Annotated in this window: 15 protein-coding genes and 1 pseudogene; 9 read left to right on the top strand and 7 right to left on the bottom strand. The window is 62.7% G+C overall.

The features are described from left to right. Positions 1 to 56: 56 nt before the first annotated feature. From PZN02_RS15040 to PZN02_RS15015, 6 genes and pseudogenes are all read left to right on the top strand, one after another. Complete coding sequence (locus PZN02_RS15040; protein ID WP_280658760.1) at positions 57 to 362, top strand: MurR/RpiR family transcriptional regulator; 306 nt, start codon at positions 57 to 59, stop codon at positions 360 to 362. A 42-nt stretch (positions 363 to 404) separates the two neighbouring features. Continuing rightward, on the top strand, positions 405 to 1406 hold the full coding sequence (locus PZN02_RS15035) for a LacI family DNA-binding transcriptional regulator (protein ID WP_280658759.1): 1002 nt from the start codon (positions 405 to 407) through the stop codon (positions 1404 to 1406). Between the two features lie 174 nt (positions 1407 to 1580). Then, a complete protein-coding gene (locus PZN02_RS15030; RefSeq protein ID WP_280658758.1) occupies positions 1581 to 2615 on the top strand; it encodes a sterol desaturase family protein in 1035 nt (344 codons plus the stop codon). Next, positions 2612 to 2923, top strand: coding sequence for a Rieske (2Fe-2S) protein (locus PZN02_RS15025; protein WP_280658757.1), 312 nt, complete (start codon positions 2612 to 2614; stop codon positions 2921 to 2923). The genes PZN02_RS15030 and PZN02_RS15025 overlap by 4 nt, the downstream gene beginning before the upstream one ends. A gap of 237 nt (positions 2924 to 3160) precedes the next feature. Next, positions 3161 to 3499, top strand: a pseudogene (locus PZN02_RS15020) (substrate-binding domain-containing protein); the annotation flags it as partial. Positions 3500 to 3657: 158 nt separating this feature from the next. Continuing rightward, on the top strand, positions 3658 to 4878 hold the full coding sequence (locus tag PZN02_RS15015; RefSeq protein WP_280658756.1) for an NAD(P)/FAD-dependent oxidoreductase: 1221 nt from the start codon (positions 3658 to 3660) through the stop codon (positions 4876 to 4878). Positions 4879 to 5050: 172 nt separating this feature from the next. On the opposite strand, the gene PZN02_RS15010 is transcribed toward PZN02_RS15015, so the two are convergent. Next, on the bottom strand, positions 5051 to 5410 hold the full coding sequence (locus PZN02_RS15010; RefSeq protein ID WP_280658755.1) for a VOC family protein: 360 nt from the start codon (positions 5408 to 5410) through the stop codon (positions 5051 to 5053). A 568-nt stretch (positions 5411 to 5978) separates the two neighbouring features. Between PZN02_RS15010 and PZN02_RS15005 the strand changes: the two genes are divergently transcribed. Together PZN02_RS15005 and PZN02_RS15000 are read left to right on the top strand one after the other, a co-directional pair. After that, positions 5979 to 7709 carry a Na/Pi cotransporter family protein gene (locus PZN02_RS15005; protein WP_280658754.1) on the top strand — a complete coding sequence of 577 codons (1731 nt, stop codon included), beginning with the start codon at positions 5979 to 5981 and terminating at the stop codon, positions 7707 to 7709. A gap of 475 nt (positions 7710 to 8184) precedes the next feature. Next, entirely contained in the window at positions 8185 to 11574 is a 3390-nt protein-coding gene (locus PZN02_RS15000) for an AAA family ATPase (protein ID WP_280658753.1), read from the top strand. A gap of 51 nt (positions 11575 to 11625) precedes the next feature. Here PZN02_RS15000 and aac(6') read toward each other — a convergent pair whose 3' ends face one another. From aac(6') to PZN02_RS14980, 4 genes are all read right to left on the bottom strand, one after another. Continuing rightward, positions 11626 to 12078: an aminoglycoside 6'-N-acetyltransferase gene (gene aac(6'), locus PZN02_RS14995; protein WP_280658752.1), complete on the bottom strand. Its 453-nt coding sequence runs from the start codon at positions 12076 to 12078 to the stop codon at positions 11626 to 11628. A 233-nt stretch (positions 12079 to 12311) separates the two neighbouring features. Continuing rightward, positions 12312 to 13319: a hypothetical protein gene (locus PZN02_RS14990; RefSeq protein ID WP_280658751.1), complete on the bottom strand. Its 1008-nt coding sequence runs from the start codon at positions 13317 to 13319 to the stop codon at positions 12312 to 12314. Between the two features lie 196 nt (positions 13320 to 13515). Continuing rightward, complete coding sequence (locus tag PZN02_RS14985; RefSeq protein WP_280658750.1) at positions 13516 to 14763, bottom strand: MFS transporter; 1248 nt, start codon at positions 14761 to 14763, stop codon at positions 13516 to 13518. A 49-nt stretch (positions 14764 to 14812) separates the two neighbouring features. Continuing rightward, a complete protein-coding gene (locus tag PZN02_RS14980; RefSeq protein WP_280658749.1) occupies positions 14813 to 15472 on the bottom strand; it encodes an ArsR/SmtB family transcription factor in 660 nt (219 codons plus the stop codon). Positions 15473 to 15549: 77 nt separating this feature from the next. Here PZN02_RS14980 and PZN02_RS14975 point away from each other — a divergent pair, with 77 nt between their 5' ends. After that, positions 15550 to 16749, top strand: a complete 1200-nt coding sequence (locus PZN02_RS14975) for an MFS transporter (protein WP_280658748.1) — start codon at positions 15550 to 15552, stop codon at positions 16747 to 16749. Between the two features lie 20 nt (positions 16750 to 16769). Here PZN02_RS14975 and chrA read toward each other — a convergent pair whose 3' ends face one another. Both chrA and PZN02_RS14965 read right to left on the bottom strand, forming a co-directional pair. After that, complete coding sequence (gene chrA, locus PZN02_RS14970) at positions 16770 to 17996, bottom strand: chromate efflux transporter (RefSeq protein ID WP_280658747.1); 1227 nt, start codon at positions 17994 to 17996, stop codon at positions 16770 to 16772. Beyond that, positions 17989 to 18567 (bottom strand): Crp/Fnr family transcriptional regulator, encoded by a 579-nt coding sequence (locus PZN02_RS14965; RefSeq protein WP_280658746.1) that lies wholly within the window; start codon positions 18565 to 18567, stop codon positions 17989 to 17991. The genes chrA and PZN02_RS14965 overlap by 8 nt, the downstream gene beginning before the upstream one ends. Between the last annotated feature and the right edge of the window lie 87 nt (positions 18568 to 18654).

The raw sequence follows: 18654 nt of genomic DNA, 5'->3' as shown, positions 1-18654 counted from the left end.
TTGCGAGAAAAAAGAGGAGGCAACGGTCTCCTCATCGACTTCAAGAGGGGACAAGCATGCCGCCCAAAAGTCTCTTGGAATTGAATCTGTTGATCGCCTCCAGGAAGATTATCCTTCCACCCCGGCTCGAACGCGTTCTTCGTGGAACGCTGGCTAATCCCGACATTGTTGCCTTTGGAACTGCCAGGTCCGTAGCGGCCGCGTGTTCAGTCTCGTCGACGACGGTAGTCCGACTCGCGTGCCTTTTAGGTTTCCGGAGCTTTAGAGAACTCAGGGAGCTGTTTCGGCAACACCTGAGAGACCAGCGCCCGCCGAGGGGCGTATCGCTGCATGTTTTTGTCCCTGAATCGGATACGATTTAGGAAAACATAGAGCGGGCATCTGCCCATCCGAGGGACCAGAATGTGAGCAAGCCGAATTACCGGGACATCGCCCGCCATGCGGGAGTGGGGACCGCAACGGTCGAGCGAGTCCTGAACGGGCGCGGAGGCGTTCGCCCGGAGCTGGTCGAGAAGGTGGTCGTTGCCGCGCGCACCTTGAACTACCCCCGCACGCTTCCCGACGCCCATCGGGGCCTGCTGCGCATAGAAGTGTTGATGGTTCGCCCCGAAACGACGTTCTATCGGCGGCTCTCCAAGGCATTCGAAAGGATTGCCGCGACCCTCGATCCCCTGGTGATTGTCCACCGCAGCTTCACCGAAGAGATGAAGCCGGACGAGATCGCAAGGCGCATCCTGTCCACCGACCTGCCGCGTGCTGGTCTGATACTTGCGGTTCCCAACAGCCCGCTGATCAGCGCGGCGGTGGATGCGGTGGTCGCGCGAGGGGTGCCGGTCGTCCATGTTGTAACCCGCGCGTCCGAGAGCAAAGGGGAATTCGTCGGAATAGACAATTACTCCGCCGGGCGGACGGCGGCTCACTTCATGGCCCGAATGGCGCGGGCAGAAGGCCCGGTCATTGCGCTGTGTCATCCGATCTATCAGGTGCACCGCGATCGCATCCGCGGGTTCTCGGATTACTTTCATGAACACCCCGGCCCCATCGCCTTTGAATGGCTCGGCTTCAGTCGCGACGAAGAGCGCTACAGCGCGGAATCATTGTCCTTCGCACTTGAAATGTATCCGCATCTCGTCGGGCTCTATAACGCCGGAGGCGCAAACTCCGCCCTGATCCAGGTCCTGCGCCGTCATCGCCGGGGCCGGGACGTGTTGTTCATCGGCCACGAATTGACCGACTACACCAGCACCGCCTTGCGAGAGGGCATCATGGACGTGGTGTTGGATCAGGCTCCTGAGGCACAGGCCCAGCGCGCGCTCGATTTGATCCTGCGTCGCATCGGCTTGACTGCGATCGAACCGGATCGCGCTCCCATCCGCTTCATCACCATCACCGCCGAAGCGCTTTGATCTAATTTGATCAAGGAAGGTTTCGGCGTTCGGAAAGCCTCCTGATATTTGTCAAGTCAGGGAGGAGAGACGGAGCGTCGAGACGGAGCGACACCGGATCAGGCGCGAGAACGCGCTCTCCTTTGATCGTGAGAATCTGTGCGGGCGCGAGGTAATCCGCCCAAGGAGAGCGCAATGGACGACCTACAATACGGAACGCGCAACAAGCGCGGCGACTGGGCGCCGCACCAGCCGGTTGAAACCGCGCCGCTGTTCGTCTTTCCACCCCGGCTGATGGCAATTCTGAAGTGGCTGCCCCACTACTTCTTTCCCTGGAATGTGATCTTTGCGGCATCGGCGGTGGCCTACTGGGCCTGGGTGATCCCGCCGAAGGAAACGATTCAGACTTTCGCTATCGGCCGGATCGCCTGGCTTTACGCCGTCAACTCGATTTGCGTGTTTGTCTTCTACGGCGCTTTCGAGCTCCATCTCTACGTCCTGAAGCGGCAGCAGAACCGCTTCAAGTACAACGGAAAGTTCCCGGCCGAGCAGAAGAGCAAGGCATTCTGGTTCGAGAGCCAGAACGTCGACAATATTCTGCGCACGTTTCTCTCGGGTGTGACCGTCTGGACCGCGGTCGAGGTCGCCATGCTTTGGGCCTATGCCAACGGTTACGCGCCCTGGCTCAGCTTCGCGGAGAATCCGTGGACGCTTGCCGTTGTCGCGCTGGTGGTGCCGGTCATTCACGAGTTCCACTTCTTCTGCATCCACCGGCTCATCCACACACCCTTCCTTTACAAGTGGGTGCATTCGGTCCACCACAATTCGGTGAACCCCTCGCCCTGGTCCTCGCTGTCGATGCATCCGGTCGAGCACCTGCTTTATTTCGGGACGGCGTTCTATCACCTGATCCTGCCCTCCAACCCGATCCTCATGCTCTATCAGCTCCACTATGCGGGCTTCGGGGCGATCCCTGGCCATGTCGGCTTCGGCAAGGTCGAGATCGGCGAGGACAAGCTGGTCGATAGCCATGCCTATGCGCACTACCTGCACCACAAGTACTTCGAGGTGAACTACGGCGACGCCCTGATCCCGCTCGATAAGTGGTTCGGCACCTGGCACGACGGCTCTCCGGAGGGCGAGGCCCGCATGCAGGAGCGCTATCGCAAGCGCAAGGAGAAACTCGCAGCCCGCAAGGCTCGCATTGAAGTCGAGAGGACCGCCCAATGAGCTGGATCTCAGCCTGCAAGCTCGACGACATTGAACAGGAAGGGGCCATCCGCTTCGACCACGGCGGGCGCACCTACGCGATCTACCGTGGGCCGGACGACAGCGTCTACTGCACCGCCGGCCTCTGCACACACGAGGCGATCCATCTCGCCGACGGCTTGGTCATGGATTTCGAGGTGGAATGTCCGAAGCACTCCGGCGCCTTCGACTATCGCACCGGCGAAGCGCTCAGGCTTCCCGCCTGCGAGAACTTGAAAACCTATCCGGCCGAGGTGATCGACGGAGAAGTTCGCGTCGCCGTGGGTTAGAGCATCGCGCTTTCAAGCGGGATCCCTGAAAGAGCAGAAGATGCTCTGGAATCAATGCGTTGAAGCGTTCTTCGTGTGTTCATTCGAACGCGCGGCGCTCTAAGGCTGCGCGACATTGGCTAGGCCCGGTGGGCCTCCGGGATGCAACTGGGTGGTCCGGCACCCCGAAGGGAGGATGACATGAAATCGACTTTTGCGCTGGCCGTCCTGGCTGTCTTGACGGCGGGCACTGCATCCGCCGAGACCACGAACTGGGTCACAGCCGGACAGCCGATCGACGTGATCTTTGCCAACAATGACGAGATGGCGATCGGCGCGATCCAGGCGCTCAAGGCCGCGGGCCTGTCGATGGACGATGTGATCGTCGTCGGCATCGATGCGACGCAGGATGGCCTTGCCGCCATGGCCGCCGGTGATCTCGACGTGACCGTGTTCCAGAATGCCAGGGGACAGTCGGCGAGCGCCGTGGACGCAGCCGTGGCGCTCGCTCGCGGCAAGAGCGTCGACAAGGAGGTCTGGGTGCCCCTCGAGCTGGTCACACCCAGGAACATGGCCGAATACGCCAAACAGAACTGATCCTCCTACAGCGCCGCGCGTCTTATCAGACGCGCAAAGGTCGCTGTAGCACTTTGAATTGCTGCATGTCTTTGTCCTTAAATCGAGCTCGATTTAAGGAGACATGCAGTAGCCGGCGCCCCTCTGGTTGCGCCGGTCTTCTCACGATTGGAGAGCACATGGACGGTATCGTCATCATCGGTGCCGGGGAATGCGGCACCCGAGCAGCATTCACCCTGCGCGAGGCTGGCTATTCCGGATCCGTCACGCTGGTCGGATCCGAGCCTCACCTGCCCTATGAACGCCCGCCGCTATCGAAGCCGATGAACGGTGCGGTGCAGATGAAGTTGATCTGCGCAGCCGAAGCACTGGAGGCGGCCGGCATCGACTATCTTGCCGGATTGTCGGCCTCGAAACTCAATGCCGACGCCGGAACCGTGACCTTAAGTGACGGGCGAGTGTTGAGGTTCGAAAAGCTTCTTCTCGCCACGGGCGCACGTCCGAGACGGCTCACTTGCGCTGGCGCGGAACTCGCGCTCGACCTCCGTACCCATGCCGATGCCGAGGCGATTTTCTCCAGCGTTGCGGCAGGCCTGCGCGTTGCTGTTATCGGCGGCGGCTTGATCGGGATGGAACTTGCATCGGTGCTTCGAGGAAAAGATGCCGCGGTCAATGTGATCGAAGCCGCGCCGAAACCTCTGGGCCGCGCCGTCCCTCAGCGTTTTGCCGAAAAGCTGCATGCCAGACACGTTGCCGAAGGCGTGCGCTTCCACCTGGACCGCGGCGTTGTGGCCATCGGCGACGAGGGAGTGACCCTGACCGATGGCAGCATGGTGCCCGCTGATCTCGTCGTCAGCGCCATCGGCGTTTTGCCCGAAACTACCTTGGCTGAAGCGGCCGGACTGGCAACGGGCAACGGAATCCAGACGGACGCCTGTCTTCGCACCAGTGCACCAAACGTTTTCGCAGCAGGCGATTGCGCGGCGGTGGCGCAACCCGGCGGCGGGCTCATTCGCTATGAGAGCTGGCGGAACGCGAGGACGCAGGCCGAAACCGCAGCGCGGAACATGGCCGGTGCAGCCGAGACCTTTACCGCCATCCCCTGGTTCTGGTCCGATCAATACGATCTCGGCCTGCAGGTGGCGGGGCTGCCGAAGCCAGCGCATCAGCGCGTCTTGCGCTCAGCCGCGGGGGGCGAACTCGAATTCTATCTGGACGATGGACGCCTCGTGGCTGCGGCGGGTCTCGGCATCGGCAATAGCCTGGCGAAGGAGATCAAACTGGCTGAGATGCTGATTGCCGCCGCCGCCAGCCCCGATCCGGCCGCTTTGACCGATCCCGGCGTGAACCTCAAAACGCTTCTGAAAAGCGCGCGGGCGGAAACTTTCACCTGTCGTTAATACCCTCGTAGACCACTCGGCAGCGGCGAAGTTTGAACGGCTTGTCGCATCCGGCCGTGCACAAGGCAGTGGCGAGGCGTCCACTGACGAAGAACGCCAGCATCAGACCCGGATCGATCCAGATATCCGGCCCGCCAAGCGCATCCGAGACCACAGCGCCTGATCGCGAAACTTAGGAAATCTGCGACTTTTGCACGACACAGAAAAGATTGCCGTCTGGGTCTTGCAAGGCGACGTAGTCAGCGTTCTGCGGATAGCGCCATGGATATTGCTTCGCTCCGATCGTCAGCAAACGACGAACCTCCTCCTGCTGACAGTCGGTATAAAGGTCCAGGTGCAGCCAGCTTCTTCGCCAGCCACGGCGATCGCGGGCCTGAAAGGAAACATTGGGGCCCTGGCCTTCAGGATCACAAAGAACAATCCAGTCACTGCTCCCAGGCGCACGCGGAACATAGTGCAAGGCTTCCCGCCAAAACGCGACCATGCGCTCAAATTCGTAGCAATGGATCACGATCGAGCCAATTTTGATCATTCTGACGACTCCGCCACGTCGGCTTTATTTGTCACCGCCTTGCCCTCGGCAACATGGAATATTCTCGGCGAACTAAGGCTGCATAACGTTGTCGCGAGGATCCCGATTAAAGCGACAGGTTTGCGACTGAATTTTACGACGTCGCAAAATAAGCATTCCGCGACAGTTGAGCGCGCAGAATGCTTCACGAGGATATTTCCGGCAAGAAAAACCGCCCGCAACATCCACGCTGCAAGCGGAATCGGCATCACTCTCTACTTTGATCCCACATTTCGATTAGGGGCTGGCCCGACCACCTCTCTTCTTATTGTGCCGACTCCACGTGAGACCGCACTCGCGGCGCAACCGGCAGCGCTGGCTTCTCCCCGCCCTCATTCCTGTGCTGGTCACAGGAATGAGGGCGAAAAAAGCATCCGCCAAAACCTGAGCTGCTCGCGTGCACTGTGAATGAACGCACAGAGGACGCTCTGGCGCACGCCGGCGCGGCGGGAGGCTATCCGCATCGGGTCGGCTGGTGCTATGACTCCGATGAGCGAAAGCCCGAAACGGTAGGCGCGACGAGGCGTGCATGTCGACAGCAATTGCCATTCTCGGCGGTGTCGGGCTGTTCCTGCTCGGGATGACCGTCATGACCGACGGGCTGAAAGCGCTGGCGGGATCCGCGCTGCGCACCGTCCTCGGCAAGGCGGCGGCGACGCCGCTCTCGGGTGCCCTCTGGGGCGCCGTCGTCACGCTCTTGGTACAGTCGTCGAGCGCGGTGACGATGACGACGATCGGCCTTGTCAGCGCCGGGCTGCTTACCTTTCCGCAGGGGCTCGGCCTCGTGTTCGGCGCCAATGTCGGCACGACGGGAACGGGCTGGCTCGTGGCGCTGATCGGCGTGCGCGTCTCGCTTTCTGCCTACGCGCTGCCGCTGATCTTCGCCGGCGCACTGGCGAGGTTGCTCTCGGGCGGGCGGATCGCCGCGTCGGGCGCCGCGCTCGCAGGCTTTGCGCTCGTGCTCTACGGGCTGACGACCCTCCAGCAAGGCATGGGAGGCCTTGCCGAGACCCTGCATCCGGCTGACCTGCCCGCGGTGCTCGGCACGCCCGGGGTCGGGTGGGCCGCAGGCTCGATCGGCCTCATGACCCTGATCGTCGTCGGCCTGGCGATGACCGCGGTCATGCAGTCCTCGACCGCCGCCATTGCCGTCACCATTTCAGCTTATTACGCCGGGGCGGTGGGCCTCGAGCAAGGCGCGGCGCTGATCATCGGGCAGAATATCGGGACCGCGACGAGCTCCGCCCTGGCGGCCATCGGAGCCAGCGCGACGGCCAAGCGCCTCGCTCTCGCCTATGTGCTGTTCAAGGTCATAGCGGCGGTGATCGCAATCATCGCCTTTCCGCTCACGGTGGCGCTGATGAGGGCCGCAGTCGCGTCGGTCGACGGGATGACGCTCCTTGCCGCCTATCATACGGCCTATAACGTCGTGGGGGTGGCCGTACTCCTTCCCGCCACAAAACCCTTCACCCGTATCGTGGAGCGGCTCCTGCCCTCCAGGCAGACGGCGCTCCAGCGCGCGCTCGATCCGAGCGCGCTTGCCAATCCGGTGATCGCGGTCGAGACCGCCCGACGCGTTGTGGCGGACATCCTCGCGACATTCGCCGCCTCGGTTTCCACGGCGCTTTCGGGCGGGGCTCGCCCGACGGCGCAGGGCACCGCGGCGGCCGCCGCCGCGCTCGAGGAGGTGCGGGACTTCCTGTCTGAACTGAAGGAGCCGCCCGAGACGGAGGCCGAGCGGCACCGCATGACGAGCACGCTGCACGCACTCGATCACGCCTCGCGCCTCGTGGAAGTCCTGGCGGACGACGGGCTGCCGGGCCGCCCGCCCGGAGCCCTCCATGACTTCCGCGCCGCCGAGCTGTGCACACAGGCGATGCGCGCGGCACAGGTGGTTGGCGGCTCGATAACCTCGGAAAGCGCGCTCAGCGCGCAGGCCGCACCCATCGGCTGGAGCGTATCGTCCGAGATCGCCAAGGCGCTCGCCGAAGTGGAGGACGCATCGGCGAAACTCGACGCCCTTCAGCGGGATTACCGCGCCGCGACCCTCGCCTCCGTCGCGCCGGGAAAGCTGACCGCCGCCGATGCCCTGACGCGGATCGAAGCCGCGCGACGGCTCGACCAGATTGCGCACCATGCCTGGCGCTCGGCGGCGCATCTCTTCGGCCGCGGCGCGCCTGACAACGCGCAGGACAATCAGGGCTCTGGTTCCCAAGCGGAGAGCACCACGGCCGAAAGGCAAGAGGACGCGGCGAGCTAAAGCGCGTCGCGTTCAATCGGACTCATGCGACGCCCTTTAGGTCCTTGTTTTTATGCATGTCGTTGTCCCAAAACCGCTGCACACTTTTGGGCGACATGCATCATTGCACGTCGCCGCCTCCCCCGCTTAGCCCAGCCAATAGCGCAGCACTCGAGCCGAAGCGACGCCGATGAGACGGTCGGGAGCACGAAAGCCGGGTCGCGGCCGCAAGCGTGATGGCGAGCGCCATAAGGCTTGCCGGCAGCCATCCCCTTGATGATTCGGAAAATGCCGCAACGGGTGGAAAGCGGAAGTCCGCTGCAAACGCGCAGGTCGGCCCGCTTGCGCCATGAGCGACGTTCCTGGCACCGCTTTAAGCCGACGACGAGAATGGCGCAGTCCATGGTGTCCTCTTTGCTCGGGTTAGTTCGTGCGGCTCAGAGGCTTCTGGAGTATGCTGAAGAACCTTGCACTCCGAGTAGACGGAGGAGGAGCCATGGACGTCGGTGCCTGGCTGCGCGATCAAGGGCTGGGACAGTACGAAGAAACGTTCCGCCAAAACGACATCGATCCTGAAGTGCTAAGGGATCTTACGGTCGAGGACCTGATTGGGCTTGGCGTCGCTTCAGTAGGGCACCGTCGTAAACTGCTTGCTGCCATCGCCGCACTGCGTGAGGTCGCTGAACAACCGAGCGGCCCAGCTGGGGTTGGCGGGACACCTGTAATCCTCCCGGAGGCGGAGCGCCGCCAGCTCACCGTGATGTTCGTCGACCTTGTCGACTCGACCAGGCTTTCCTCACGACTCGATCCAGAGGAGATGAGCGAGCTGCTGCGGGGCTATCAGGGTGCCGTGTCGAGCGCTGTTGCGCGATTCGAGGGCCACGTTGCCAAGTACATGGGTGATGGCGTGCTCGCCTACTTTGGCTATCCGCGCGCTCACGAGGATGAGGCCGAACGAGCGGTGCGAGCGGGGCTTGCGGCCATCGACGCAGTGGGGAACCTGCAACCACGACATGGGGAGACGCTGCAAGCTCGCGTCGGCATCGCGACCGGCTTGGTGGTTGTCGGCGAACTGATTGGCGAAGGTGCCGCGCGTGAGGAGACGGTAATCGGCGAGACGCCCAATTTAGCGGCACGACTGCAAAGTGTCGCCGAGCCGGGAACTGTAGTAGTAGCATCCACCACCCGGCAGCTGATCGGCGGCCTATTCGATCTCGCCGAGCTCGGCTTCCACTCGTTGAAGGGCTTTCCTGCTTCCGTGCCCGCTTGGCGAGTGCTCGGTGAAAGCTCTGCGGAAAGCCGCTTCGAAGCGTTGCACGGGGCGAGCCTGACCCCGCTCGTCGGTCGCGAGCATGAGGTAGCACTCCTGCTGAAGCACTGGGAAGCAGTCAAAGAAGGGGAAGGCCGCGTGGTGTTGCTAGCGGGCGAGCCCGGCATCGGCAAGTCGCGACTTGTTCGTGCCCTGCGTCGGCGTCTGGAAGGCGAGCCGCATACGACCGTAAGTCACTACTGCTCGCCCTATCACCAGACCAGCCCGCTTCATCCTGTTATCCGCCTTCTGGAGCGGGCAGCTGGCTTCGCCGCGGGGGATCCCCCCGAAGTGAAACTGAGCAAGCTCGAAGCGCTGCTCACGCAATCGACCGAAGGCGTCGCCGAGACGGCCCCGCTGCTCGCGGCGTTGCTGTCGGTTCCAGCGGACGATCGCTATCTGCCGCTGGAGTTAAGCCCGCACCGGCAGAAGAAGCGGACGCTGGAAGTACTCGTCGATCAGCTCATCGGGCTCGCGGCACGTCGGCCCGTCCTGGCAGTATACGAGGACGTGCATTGGGCAGATCCGACCTCGCTGGAGCTGCTGGATCTTGTTGTTGATCGCGTGCAGGACTCGCCGGTGCTGGTGCTCATTACATTCCGTTCCGAGTTTCTCCCACCGTGGATACGCTATCCCCATGTCACGGCATTGACGCTTAGTCGTTTGAGCCGTCGGCAAGGCGCAGATATGGTCGAGAGGCTGACCGGCGGCAGGGCTCTGCCTACCGAAGTGCTCAACCAGATCGTCGGACAGACAGACGGCGTGCCGCTTTTCGTTGAAGAGCTGACGCGCGCGATATTGGAGACCAACTTGCTTAAAGACGAGGGCGATCACTACGTTCTCGCGAGTCCGCTGTCGGCAATCGCAATTCCAGCTACGCTTCAGGAGTCGTTAATGGCCCGGCTCGACCGACTTGCGCCCGCCAGGGAGGTAGCGCAGGTGGCGGCCGCAATCGGTCGAGAATTCTCGCATGAGTTGCTCGTGACCGCCGCGCCGTTGCGGACGAGCGAGGTAGAGGAAGCACTGGACGACCTCATTGCGTCGGGATTGGTGTTCCGCCACGGGACTCCGCCGCAGGTGACCTACAGCTTCAAGCACGCGCTCGTACGCGACGCCGCCTACGCGACCCTTGTGCGCACGAAACGACAACGGTTGCACGCGGCGATAGCCACAGCGATCGAGCAACGCTTCCCGGAAACGGTCCAGACGCAGCCCGAACTTCTAGCCCAGCACTATGCGGAGGCGGGGCAGCTAGAACCCGCGGTCAATAACTGGCTCAGGGCCGGGCAAGCAGAGATTGCGCGCTCCGCAACGGCCGAAGCGATTACCCATCTGACAAAAGGGTTGGAGCTGCTTGAAGGACTACCTGATGATGCCGCGCGATGGCGGCAGGAACTCGAACTGCAAGTCGCTCTCAGCGTCGCCCTGATGACCGCCAAAGGCTGGGCAGCGCCAGAGGTCGGGCGGGCCAATGCGCGAGCACGCGAGTTATGCGAGCGGCTGGCGGACACAAATAGGCTCTTGCCTGTCCTCTATGGGGACTGGGTTTTCCACGTCGTGCGTGCTGAGCTGGAGGCGGGAAGGAAGGCGGGAGAGGAACTGCTCAAGCGCGCGCGGGAAGAACGGGAGGTGTCCGCTGAGACCGTCGGCAACCGCATCGTCGGAACCGATGCGTTCCTCCGCGGCGAGATCACTATTGCCCGTGAATATCTGGAACGATCGCTCGCCCTTTATGACCCGCAGCAGCACCGCGCCCTCGCGTTCCTGTTCGCCCAGGACCCTCGGGTGGCGGGGCTGTCGGTCCTCTCCTGGACCCTCTTCGCTCTTGGTTATCCCGAGCAGGCCCAGGCGAGAAGCAACGAGGCATTGACGGACGCAAGGGAACTTTCCCACCGCAACACGCTTGGTTACGCCCTGCTTTACGGCTGCATCCTATCGCAGCTTCGCGGCGACTGGCGAGAAGCCCGAGACCGGGCAGATTCACTAATCACGCTCGCAAGAGCGCAGGGCTCTCCGCACTTCCTCGGTGCAGGCACGATTGTTCGAGGCTGGACGCTAGCAGAGACGGGTGAGTTACCGGCGGCCATCACAAAGGTGCAAGAAGGCTTGGCGTCGTGGCAGATGACGGGAGCGAGATTCCTGGTTCCATTCTTTTTAAGCTTGCTCGCGCGCGTCGAAACCCAGGCCGGGGGAGCGAAGCTGGGTTTGGATTTGCTGACCAACGCGCTCGACAGAGCGCGTGAAACGGGCGAGCGGTGGTTCGAGGCGGAGCTGCATCGCCTGACTGGCGAGCTGATGCTGGAGCTGCCAGCGTTTGATCGTGCCGCGGTGGAAGCACGGCTCTGGCACGCGGCCGAGCTGGCGCGAGGGCAAAGCGCTGACTTGTGGGAGTTGCGCGCGACGACAAGCCTCGCCCGACTGTGGATCGCGCAGAACCGGCGCCGCGACGCTCATGACCTGCTTGCGCCACTCTGCGCTAGGTTTACCGAGGGTTTCGCGACGTCGGATCTGCAATTGGCCCAACGGGTACTTGGTGAGACAGCCGGCCTCGATGGCGCGACCAAGTCATCCGACTAGACTAACGTCTGCTCTCGGGCAGAAACCAACCCCAGGAAGGGCAGCACCGGCCTACAGTGGCTTTCGGAAGAACACGACGCGCTGTGTCTCCTCAAATCCTAAAGCGGTATGGAGCGCATGGCTGGCTGAATTTTCAAGCAGCGCGTCAGAGCCAAACTCAACACACCCAAGCGACTTCCCCCAATCGGCAACGGCATTGCAAAGCAATCGTGCGATACCCTTTCGCCTGTCAACGGGCCGGACATAAATCCCTTCGAGGAATAGAACGGGCGAGCTGCTGCATCCATTCACATAATCATGTCGCAAAGTGGCCTCAGCAAACCCGACAGCTTCATTCGCAGCATTTCGAGCGATGAACGCGACGGCTTCTCCACTTTCTGAAAGAAACGCCCGGCCCAACTCAGCTCGATGATCTTCGAGCGAGTGATGCGGCCACAGCGCAACGCGAAGCTGCGCCCATGGCTCAACATCTTTTATGGTCCCAATCTCGATAATCGATTCCATATTGTGGTTCTCTTTTGTCGCGAAATTCCCGATTAAAGCGACACTTGTTTTCCTGACTTTTGCAACGTCGCAGAATAGACGGTTTTGCGATGCCGGCAATGTTCGCTGTTGGCGCAAGACGGCCGTCGAATGCCCTTGCCGGTCTTGCCCATGAATTCCGGCTCGGTGCGTCACGACGTGCATGCGCGTCGCATCGTGCGCAAGCGTCCGGTCGGAGCTGTTTTGCTCTCATATCAGTGAACTCTATCCCGATACACCGATCGATATCCGCGCGAGTGAAGGAGAGCTTCTATCTCAGCGTCGCGTCGCAATCCGTAACCGCACAGGTCTACTGCTGTAAGTGTAGGTGACAAAGGAGCCGTCAAGAAAGCCTGGGGATCAAAGGCCGTCCTGTTGATGAACAAGCTTGTAAGATTTTTCAATCCATCGATGCTCACTCGCTCCAGGACCTTGCAGTTACTGATATGAACCTTTTGAAGATCACCGTTCTTGCTAAGGTCGAGGCTTGCGATCTTGGCCTGGTCCTCAACCTTCAGCATCCGAAGTGCTGGGAATAGAGAGCAATCGAGGCGAGTAAGGCCCTTGACCCGTATAACTTCGAGATCATCAAGGTGAAGATGGCTCACTTCATCCAGGTTATCGCGCCCGCCTAGCATCAATTTGAGCTGCTTCAGTCCTGCCATGCGGGAGACGAAAGCCAGAGGGCTCTTTCGCGGTATTGAATGGAGCCACAACGATCGAATGCCGCTCATCTCGCCCAACACTGCGATATTCTTGTGCTGCCCAACGACGTTCAGCGCCCGCAGATTGGCAAAATCGCCCAATGGTTGGAGGTCCCAATCAGTCTTCCTGTTGGTGCCAATAAAGAGCGTGCTTGCGGCTTGAACGCTGGGGTAACGCAGTACCTGATCATAGTTGGACTCGAATATGTTGATGCCAAAAGTTTCGAAGGGCTGCATCGCTGCGATTGCCTCGACATTGGCGAGAGGTTGCATGCAAGCCAAGAACAGTGAGCGGCACGCCCGCAATCGCGACACCGCCGCGCAGTCGATGCTGCTCGAATAGTGTCCATAGAACCTAATAGATACCGACGGCCCTGCATTGGAACAAATCTCGTCTACAACGCTTAGTCGGGCATTGTCGTAGGCAGCGGGCTCCGAGAACTGAATACGGAAATCCCTATCTGGCACGTTTCTGAGCAGGGTCCGCAATTCATCCAGCGACGGATTGTTAAAGAGCATTGGGATTCCCTTTATGGAGCGCGACATGTTCCGCAGGTCATCCTGGCCGAGGCTCAGATACCCCTCCCGTCGCCTCGACCTGGATGGCTTCGTTCAAAAGCATTTCGCGAAACCTCTAGGAACGAAATTCGATCGCCTTAGAGTTGCCGTCAAGGAATTTTGCCGCGGCGCCGGCCAGCCGCCTCATCCTCGCGATCTACTGCACGCCTTCCCGCATCAGCGCGGCGACAACAACGCCGGAGAGGAATGTGAGGGCGGCGACCGATGCGATTGCCGAGGCAAGGCCGAAACGGTCTGCGATCAGCCCCGCCGTGAGCGCCCCGATCGCGTAGCCGAGGTCGCGCCAGAATCGGTAGACGCTGAGCGCCCGGGCGCGCCAGGCCGGATGCGCGGCATCCGAGACGGCAGCGATCAGGCTCGGATAGACCATGGCCGTGCCAAGGCCGATGAGGAGGCTCGCGACCAGCCACCATTCGAATTGCCGCGTCAATGCCGTCAGGAACAGGCCGGCGGCCTGCACCCACATGCCGAAGACGACCAGCCCCTTGCGCCCCCAGCGGTCGCTCAAGGGGCCGGTCGCGATCTGGAGGATGCCCCAGGTCGCCGGGTATATCGCCTTGAGAATGCCGATCCGCTCGACGCCGAGGCCGAAGGAGGCGAAGAACAGCGGGAAGATGCCCCAGCTCATGCCGTCGTTGAGGTTGTTGACGAGCCCAGCCTGCGAGGCCGCGAAAAGATTGCGATCCCGGAAAGAGGTCAGCATAAAGACTTCGCGGAAGCCGATCGAAGGCGTTTCTTCCGGGTGTGAGGAGACCTCGAGCCGCACGTGATCGCGCGTGTCGCGGACGGCGAGGATCGAAAGCAGGGTCCCGAGCACGGCGTAGCCGATGCCGAGATAGATCGGCGCCGGCCGCAACCCATATTCCGAGGCCAGATAGCCCGTGACGAACGCGGTCACCCCAACGGCGAGATAGCCCGCGAACTCGTTCAGCCCCACTGCAAGCCCGCGTGACCTCGGCCCCACCAGATCGACCTTCATGATCACGGTCATCGACCAGGCGAGCCCCTGGTTGATGCCGAGGAGCGCATTGGCGGCGATGATCCACCCCCAGCTTGGTGCGGCGATGATCATGAATGGAACCGGCAGGCCGAATAGCCATCCAAGCACGAGCACGCGCTTGCGCCCCCAGTGGTCCGCCAGCTGGCCGGAGACGAGATTGGCAAGGGCCTTCACGACGCCGAAGCTGACGATGAAGGAGACGACGAGCGTCGTCGAGGCGATATGGAACTCTTCCGCTCCGATCAGCGGCACGACGGTGCGCTCGATCCCGACCATGCCGCCGACAAAGGCGTTGATCAGCACGAGCAGCGCGAATTGCGGCCAGTTCTCGGCAAGGCCAAGCCGGATCCCGGGCGTCGCCGACGCGCCGTTCCTCGTGGTCATGGTTACGCTCCGCGAGCGTCAGAGGACGGGAGCGTCTCGCGGCCGTCCGTCACGGAGAAACCTCGACCACATATCCCGCCGCCTTCCATTCGGGAAAGCCGTCTTCGAGCCGGCGAACGCGATATCCCCTCGCCCTGAGCGCAGCCACGGCCTCGAAGGACAGGATGCAATAGGGTCCCCGGCAATAGGCGACAATTTCCTGGTCTTTCGGAAGCGCCGACAGGTGCTGTTCAAGCTCCCCGAGCGGGACGTTCAGGGCTCCCGGCAGGTGGCCGAGGTTGAATTCGTCCTCGGGCCGAACGTCGAGCAGCGTCACGCCGCCCTCGTCGAGGCGACCGAGCAGTGCCTCACGGGTCACCGGCTCCAGCTGATCGAGCTTGCCGAAATAGTCGCCGACGACCTCCCTCACCTCGGCGCTGTTCCTTTCGCCATAACGATGCAGCGACGCCAAAAGATCGAGGATCGGGCCGTCGCCAAGGCGGTAAAGCACGCGCTTGCCATCGCGGCGGGAGCGGACATAGCCGCCGCGGCGAAGCAGCTGCAGATGCTGGGAGGTGTTGGCAACCGTCAGCCCCGTCAGTTCCGCCAGCCGCTCCACAGAGCGCTCGCCCTGCGCCACGTATTCGATCAGTTCGAGACGATGGGCGCTGCCGAGCATCTTCGCCAGTTCGGCGAGCTGCTCGTAAATCTGGACCTTCGGACTTGACATCGGCACCCCAAGAAGAATTAATCATTCAATTGATATCTTGAATGAATCTTTCTGTAAAGGTGGGAGAGATGCCCGGAATGTCCGGTCGCGGGATGCATCGCCAGGTATTCTTGCTCGCGAGCGCCCAGGCGCTGTTCCAGACCGTATCCGTCCTGGTCATGACGGTCGGCGGGCTGGCCGGAAGCAAGATCGCCCCCTCGCCCGCGCTCGCCACCATGCCGATCGCGGCCATGTTTCTGGGAACGGCGGTTGCGACCTTCCCGGCTTCGATGTGGATGTCGCGCGTGGGACGGCGCCCGGGCTTCGTCCTCGGCGCGTTGCTTGGCGTCGCCGGCGGCGTGACCGCGGCGCTGGGCATCTGGATCGCAAATCTTGTGCTGCTGTCGCTCGGCACGATGCTCGTCGGCGCGTATCAGGCCTTCGCGCAGTTCTATCGCTTTGCCGCCAGCGAAGTGGCGGACGAAGCATTCCGGCCGCGCGCCATTTCCCTCGTTCTCGGCGGCGGCATCGTCGCCGCCTTCGCCGGGCCGACGGTCGCACGCTTCGGCGGCCCGCTCCTTGAGGCCGAATATCTCGGCTCGTTCCTGTTGCTCTCGCTCGTGTCGCTGCTCGCCGCGGCCATCCTGCTCGGCCTCAAGGTTCCCGCCGCGACGTCGGCTGCGAGTTCGCTTGCAAACGGACGCCCGTGGATGGCGATCGTCTCGCAGCCCGCCTACCTCGTGGCGCTGTTCGGCGCGGCCACGGGCTATGGCGTCATGATCCTCGCGATGACGGCGACGCCGATCGCCATGGTTCACCACCACCATGACCTTTCGACCGCAGCGACGGTCATCCAGCTTCACGTGCTCGGCATGTTCCTGCCGTCCTTCTTCACCGGTTCGCTGATCGCGCGCTTCGGCGTCCTGCGGATCATGTTCGTGGGCGTCATGGTCCTCGCCGGCCACGTCCTGATGACCTTGAGCGGAACGGGCTTCGGCTCTTTCGCCGCAGCACTGATACTCCTCGGGATCGGCTGGAACTTTCTCTACATCGGCGGCACGACGCTGCTGATCACGACCTATACGCCCGCCGAAAAGGGCCGTGCCCAGGCGATCAACGACATGACGATCTTCGTAGTCGGATTGGCCTGTTCTTTCGGGGCCGGGGCGTTGCTCCAGGGCCTTGGCTGGCAGACGCTGAATCTTGCGCTGCTACCATGGCTGGCGGTTGCTGCCCTGGCTGTTCTTTGGCTGGGCTATCGCCAGCGCCGTCTGTTCAAGCCCGCCCATGCCGGGTGAGCCGCCCGCCCGCTGCGCGCTCAGGCGAGGCCGGTCAGCACGCCGCCGATCGCGGCGACGACCACCACGATCCAGGGCGGACATTTCCAGGCCATGAGGAGGACGAAGCAGGTCAGCGCAAGCGCGAATTCGTGCGGCCCGATGATCGCGCTGGTCCAGACCGGCTGGTAGAGCGCCGCGCCCAGAACGCCAACCACGGCGGCGTTCGCGCCGCGCATCAGCGCCTGCGCTGCCGGCCTTGTGCGAAACGAATCCCAGAAGGGGATCGTGCCGATCAGCAGCAGAAAGCCCGGCAGGAAGACGGCAACAAGGGCGATGAGGGAACCGAGGAGGCCGTTCGGTGCGGGGCCGAGCACCGTGCCGAGATAGGCGGCGAAGGTGAAGAGTGGCCCCGGCACCGCCTGTGCCGCGCCGTATCCCGCAAGGAACTGGTCGGCCGTGACCCAGCCGGGCTGCACGACCTCTACCTGCAGGAGCGGCAGCACCACGTGCCCTCCCCCGAAGACGAGCGATCCGGCGCGATAGAAGGCATCGAATACCGCCAGTCCCTGCGACGAGCTGGTCGCGACCGCGACCGGCAGGCCGAAGAGCAGGCAGAAGAACAGGACGAGCGCCACCCATCCCGTCGCGTGCGAGACGGGGAAGCTGACATGCCCGGAAATCGCCTCGCCTTTCGTCCTGCAGAGCCACAGCCCGCCAAGGCCGCCGGCCACGATCGCCGCCAGCTGGCCGATCCCGCCGGATACGAGCACGACGATCAGCACGGCGGCAAGCGCGATGCTCGCGCGTTCCCTGTCCGGGCAGAGGTTCCTCGCCATGCCCCACACCGCCTGGGCGACGATGGCGACGGCGACGACCTTCAGGCCGTGGATGATGCCCGACGCGATCGGCCCATCGAAAGAGGCCGCCCCGAAGGCAAAGAGCACGAGCAGGATGGCCGAAGGCAGGGTAAAGGCGGCCCAGGCGGCGGCCGCACCCAAGGGCCCGCCCCGCAGGAGCCCAAGCGCGAAACCGGCCTGGCTCGAGGCGGGACCGGGAAGAAACTGGCAGAGGGCCACGAGGTCCGCGTAGCCTTTCTCGTCGATCCAGCGCCGCCGGACGACAAGCTCGTCGCGAAAATAGCCGAGATGCGCGATCGGACCGCCGAAGGAGGTCAGACCCAGCTTCAGGAAGGCCGCAAAGACCTCGCCAGCGCTCCCCCTCCGGTGATCCGCGCCTTCGCTCGCCTCGATTGCCGTGTCATTCATCGATCATCGTTCCCGTTCCAGTGGATGCCCGCCGGTCGCGCGAGCGCCGTCTCGACATTTCCCGGTAGAGCGCTTCCGGCGATACGCCAATCTCTTCCGCCAGGGCTTTCCAGTCGCCTTTGGCGGGCAACCTGCCATCGTTCCATGTCATCCATGCGTCGAGCCGGGCGCTGACGGTGCGCAGGGCGGCGATCTCGGCCCTTTTTCTCGCGCTCTGCAATTCGCGCGAAAGATGGATCGTCCACGCCCGCGCAAAGGCCGGATCATCGTCCAGCAGCTGTCGGACCTCGGCAATCGGCACGATGAACGCGCGCGTCTTCGTGGTTGCCACGGCATCGCAATGATACCGCTCCGAAAACACCGAGGCCTCGGCGAGCACCGTCCCCGGTCCGGAGCGCTGCAGCACCGCCATTTGCCCATCCGCCTGGTAGCGCGCGAGCTGCACGCTCCCGTCCGTGACCAGGAACATGACTTCCACCGGGTCGTCCCGGTTGAACAAGTGTTCGCCCTTTTCGAAGGATTTCTGCGCCGTGGCCCTCGACCGAAGCTGGCTGATAATTGCTTCCGACATGATAGCTATCATGTCGGAGATATCAGTGGAATGGCAAGCTCGGTCCTTGAGGAAAAGTGTGCGCGGTTTTCCCGCCCGCATCCCGCT

This window comes from Sinorhizobium garamanticum (assembly GCF_029892065.1).
In the GTDB taxonomy this organism is placed as follows: Bacteria; Pseudomonadota; Alphaproteobacteria; order Rhizobiales; family Rhizobiaceae; genus Sinorhizobium; species Sinorhizobium garamanticum.
Note: the sequence above shows the minus strand (reverse complement) of the source record. Positions and strands in the feature narration are given on the sequence as shown.

Coding starts and splice junctions, on each gene's coding strand:
- PZN02_RS15040 (WP_280658760.1), top strand. CDS start 57: ATGCCGCCCAAAAGTCTCTTGGAATTGAATCTGTTGATCGCCTCCAGG.
- PZN02_RS15030 (WP_280658758.1), top strand. CDS start 1,581: ATGGACGACCTACAATACGGAACGCGCAACAAGCGCGGCGACTGGGCG.
- PZN02_RS15025 (WP_280658757.1), top strand. CDS start 2,612: ATGAGCTGGATCTCAGCCTGCAAGCTCGACGACATTGAACAGGAAGGG.
- PZN02_RS15015 (WP_280658756.1), top strand. CDS start 3,658: ATGGACGGTATCGTCATCATCGGTGCCGGGGAATGCGGCACCCGAGCA.
- PZN02_RS15010 (WP_280658755.1), bottom strand. CDS start 5,410: ATGATCAAAATTGGCTCGATCGTGATCCATTGCTACGAATTTGAGCGC.
- PZN02_RS15005 (WP_280658754.1), top strand. CDS start 5,979: ATGTCGACAGCAATTGCCATTCTCGGCGGTGTCGGGCTGTTCCTGCTC.
- PZN02_RS15000 (WP_280658753.1), top strand. CDS start 8,185: ATGGACGTCGGTGCCTGGCTGCGCGATCAAGGGCTGGGACAGTACGAA.
- PZN02_RS14990 (WP_280658751.1), bottom strand. CDS start 13,319: ATGCTCTTTAACAATCCGTCGCTGGATGAATTGCGGACCCTGCTCAGA.
- PZN02_RS14985 (WP_280658750.1), bottom strand. CDS start 14,763: ATGACCACGAGGAACGGCGCGTCGGCGACGCCCGGGATCCGGCTTGGC.
- PZN02_RS14980 (WP_280658749.1), bottom strand. CDS start 15,472: ATGTCAAGTCCGAAGGTCCAGATTTACGAGCAGCTCGCCGAACTGGCG.
- PZN02_RS14975 (WP_280658748.1), top strand. CDS start 15,550: ATGTCCGGTCGCGGGATGCATCGCCAGGTATTCTTGCTCGCGAGCGCC.
- chrA (WP_280658747.1), bottom strand. CDS start 17,996: ATGAATGACACGGCAATCGAGGCGAGCGAAGGCGCGGATCACCGGAGG.
- PZN02_RS14965 (WP_280658746.1), bottom strand. CDS start 18,567: ATGTCGGAAGCAATTATCAGCCAGCTTCGGTCGAGGGCCACGGCGCAG.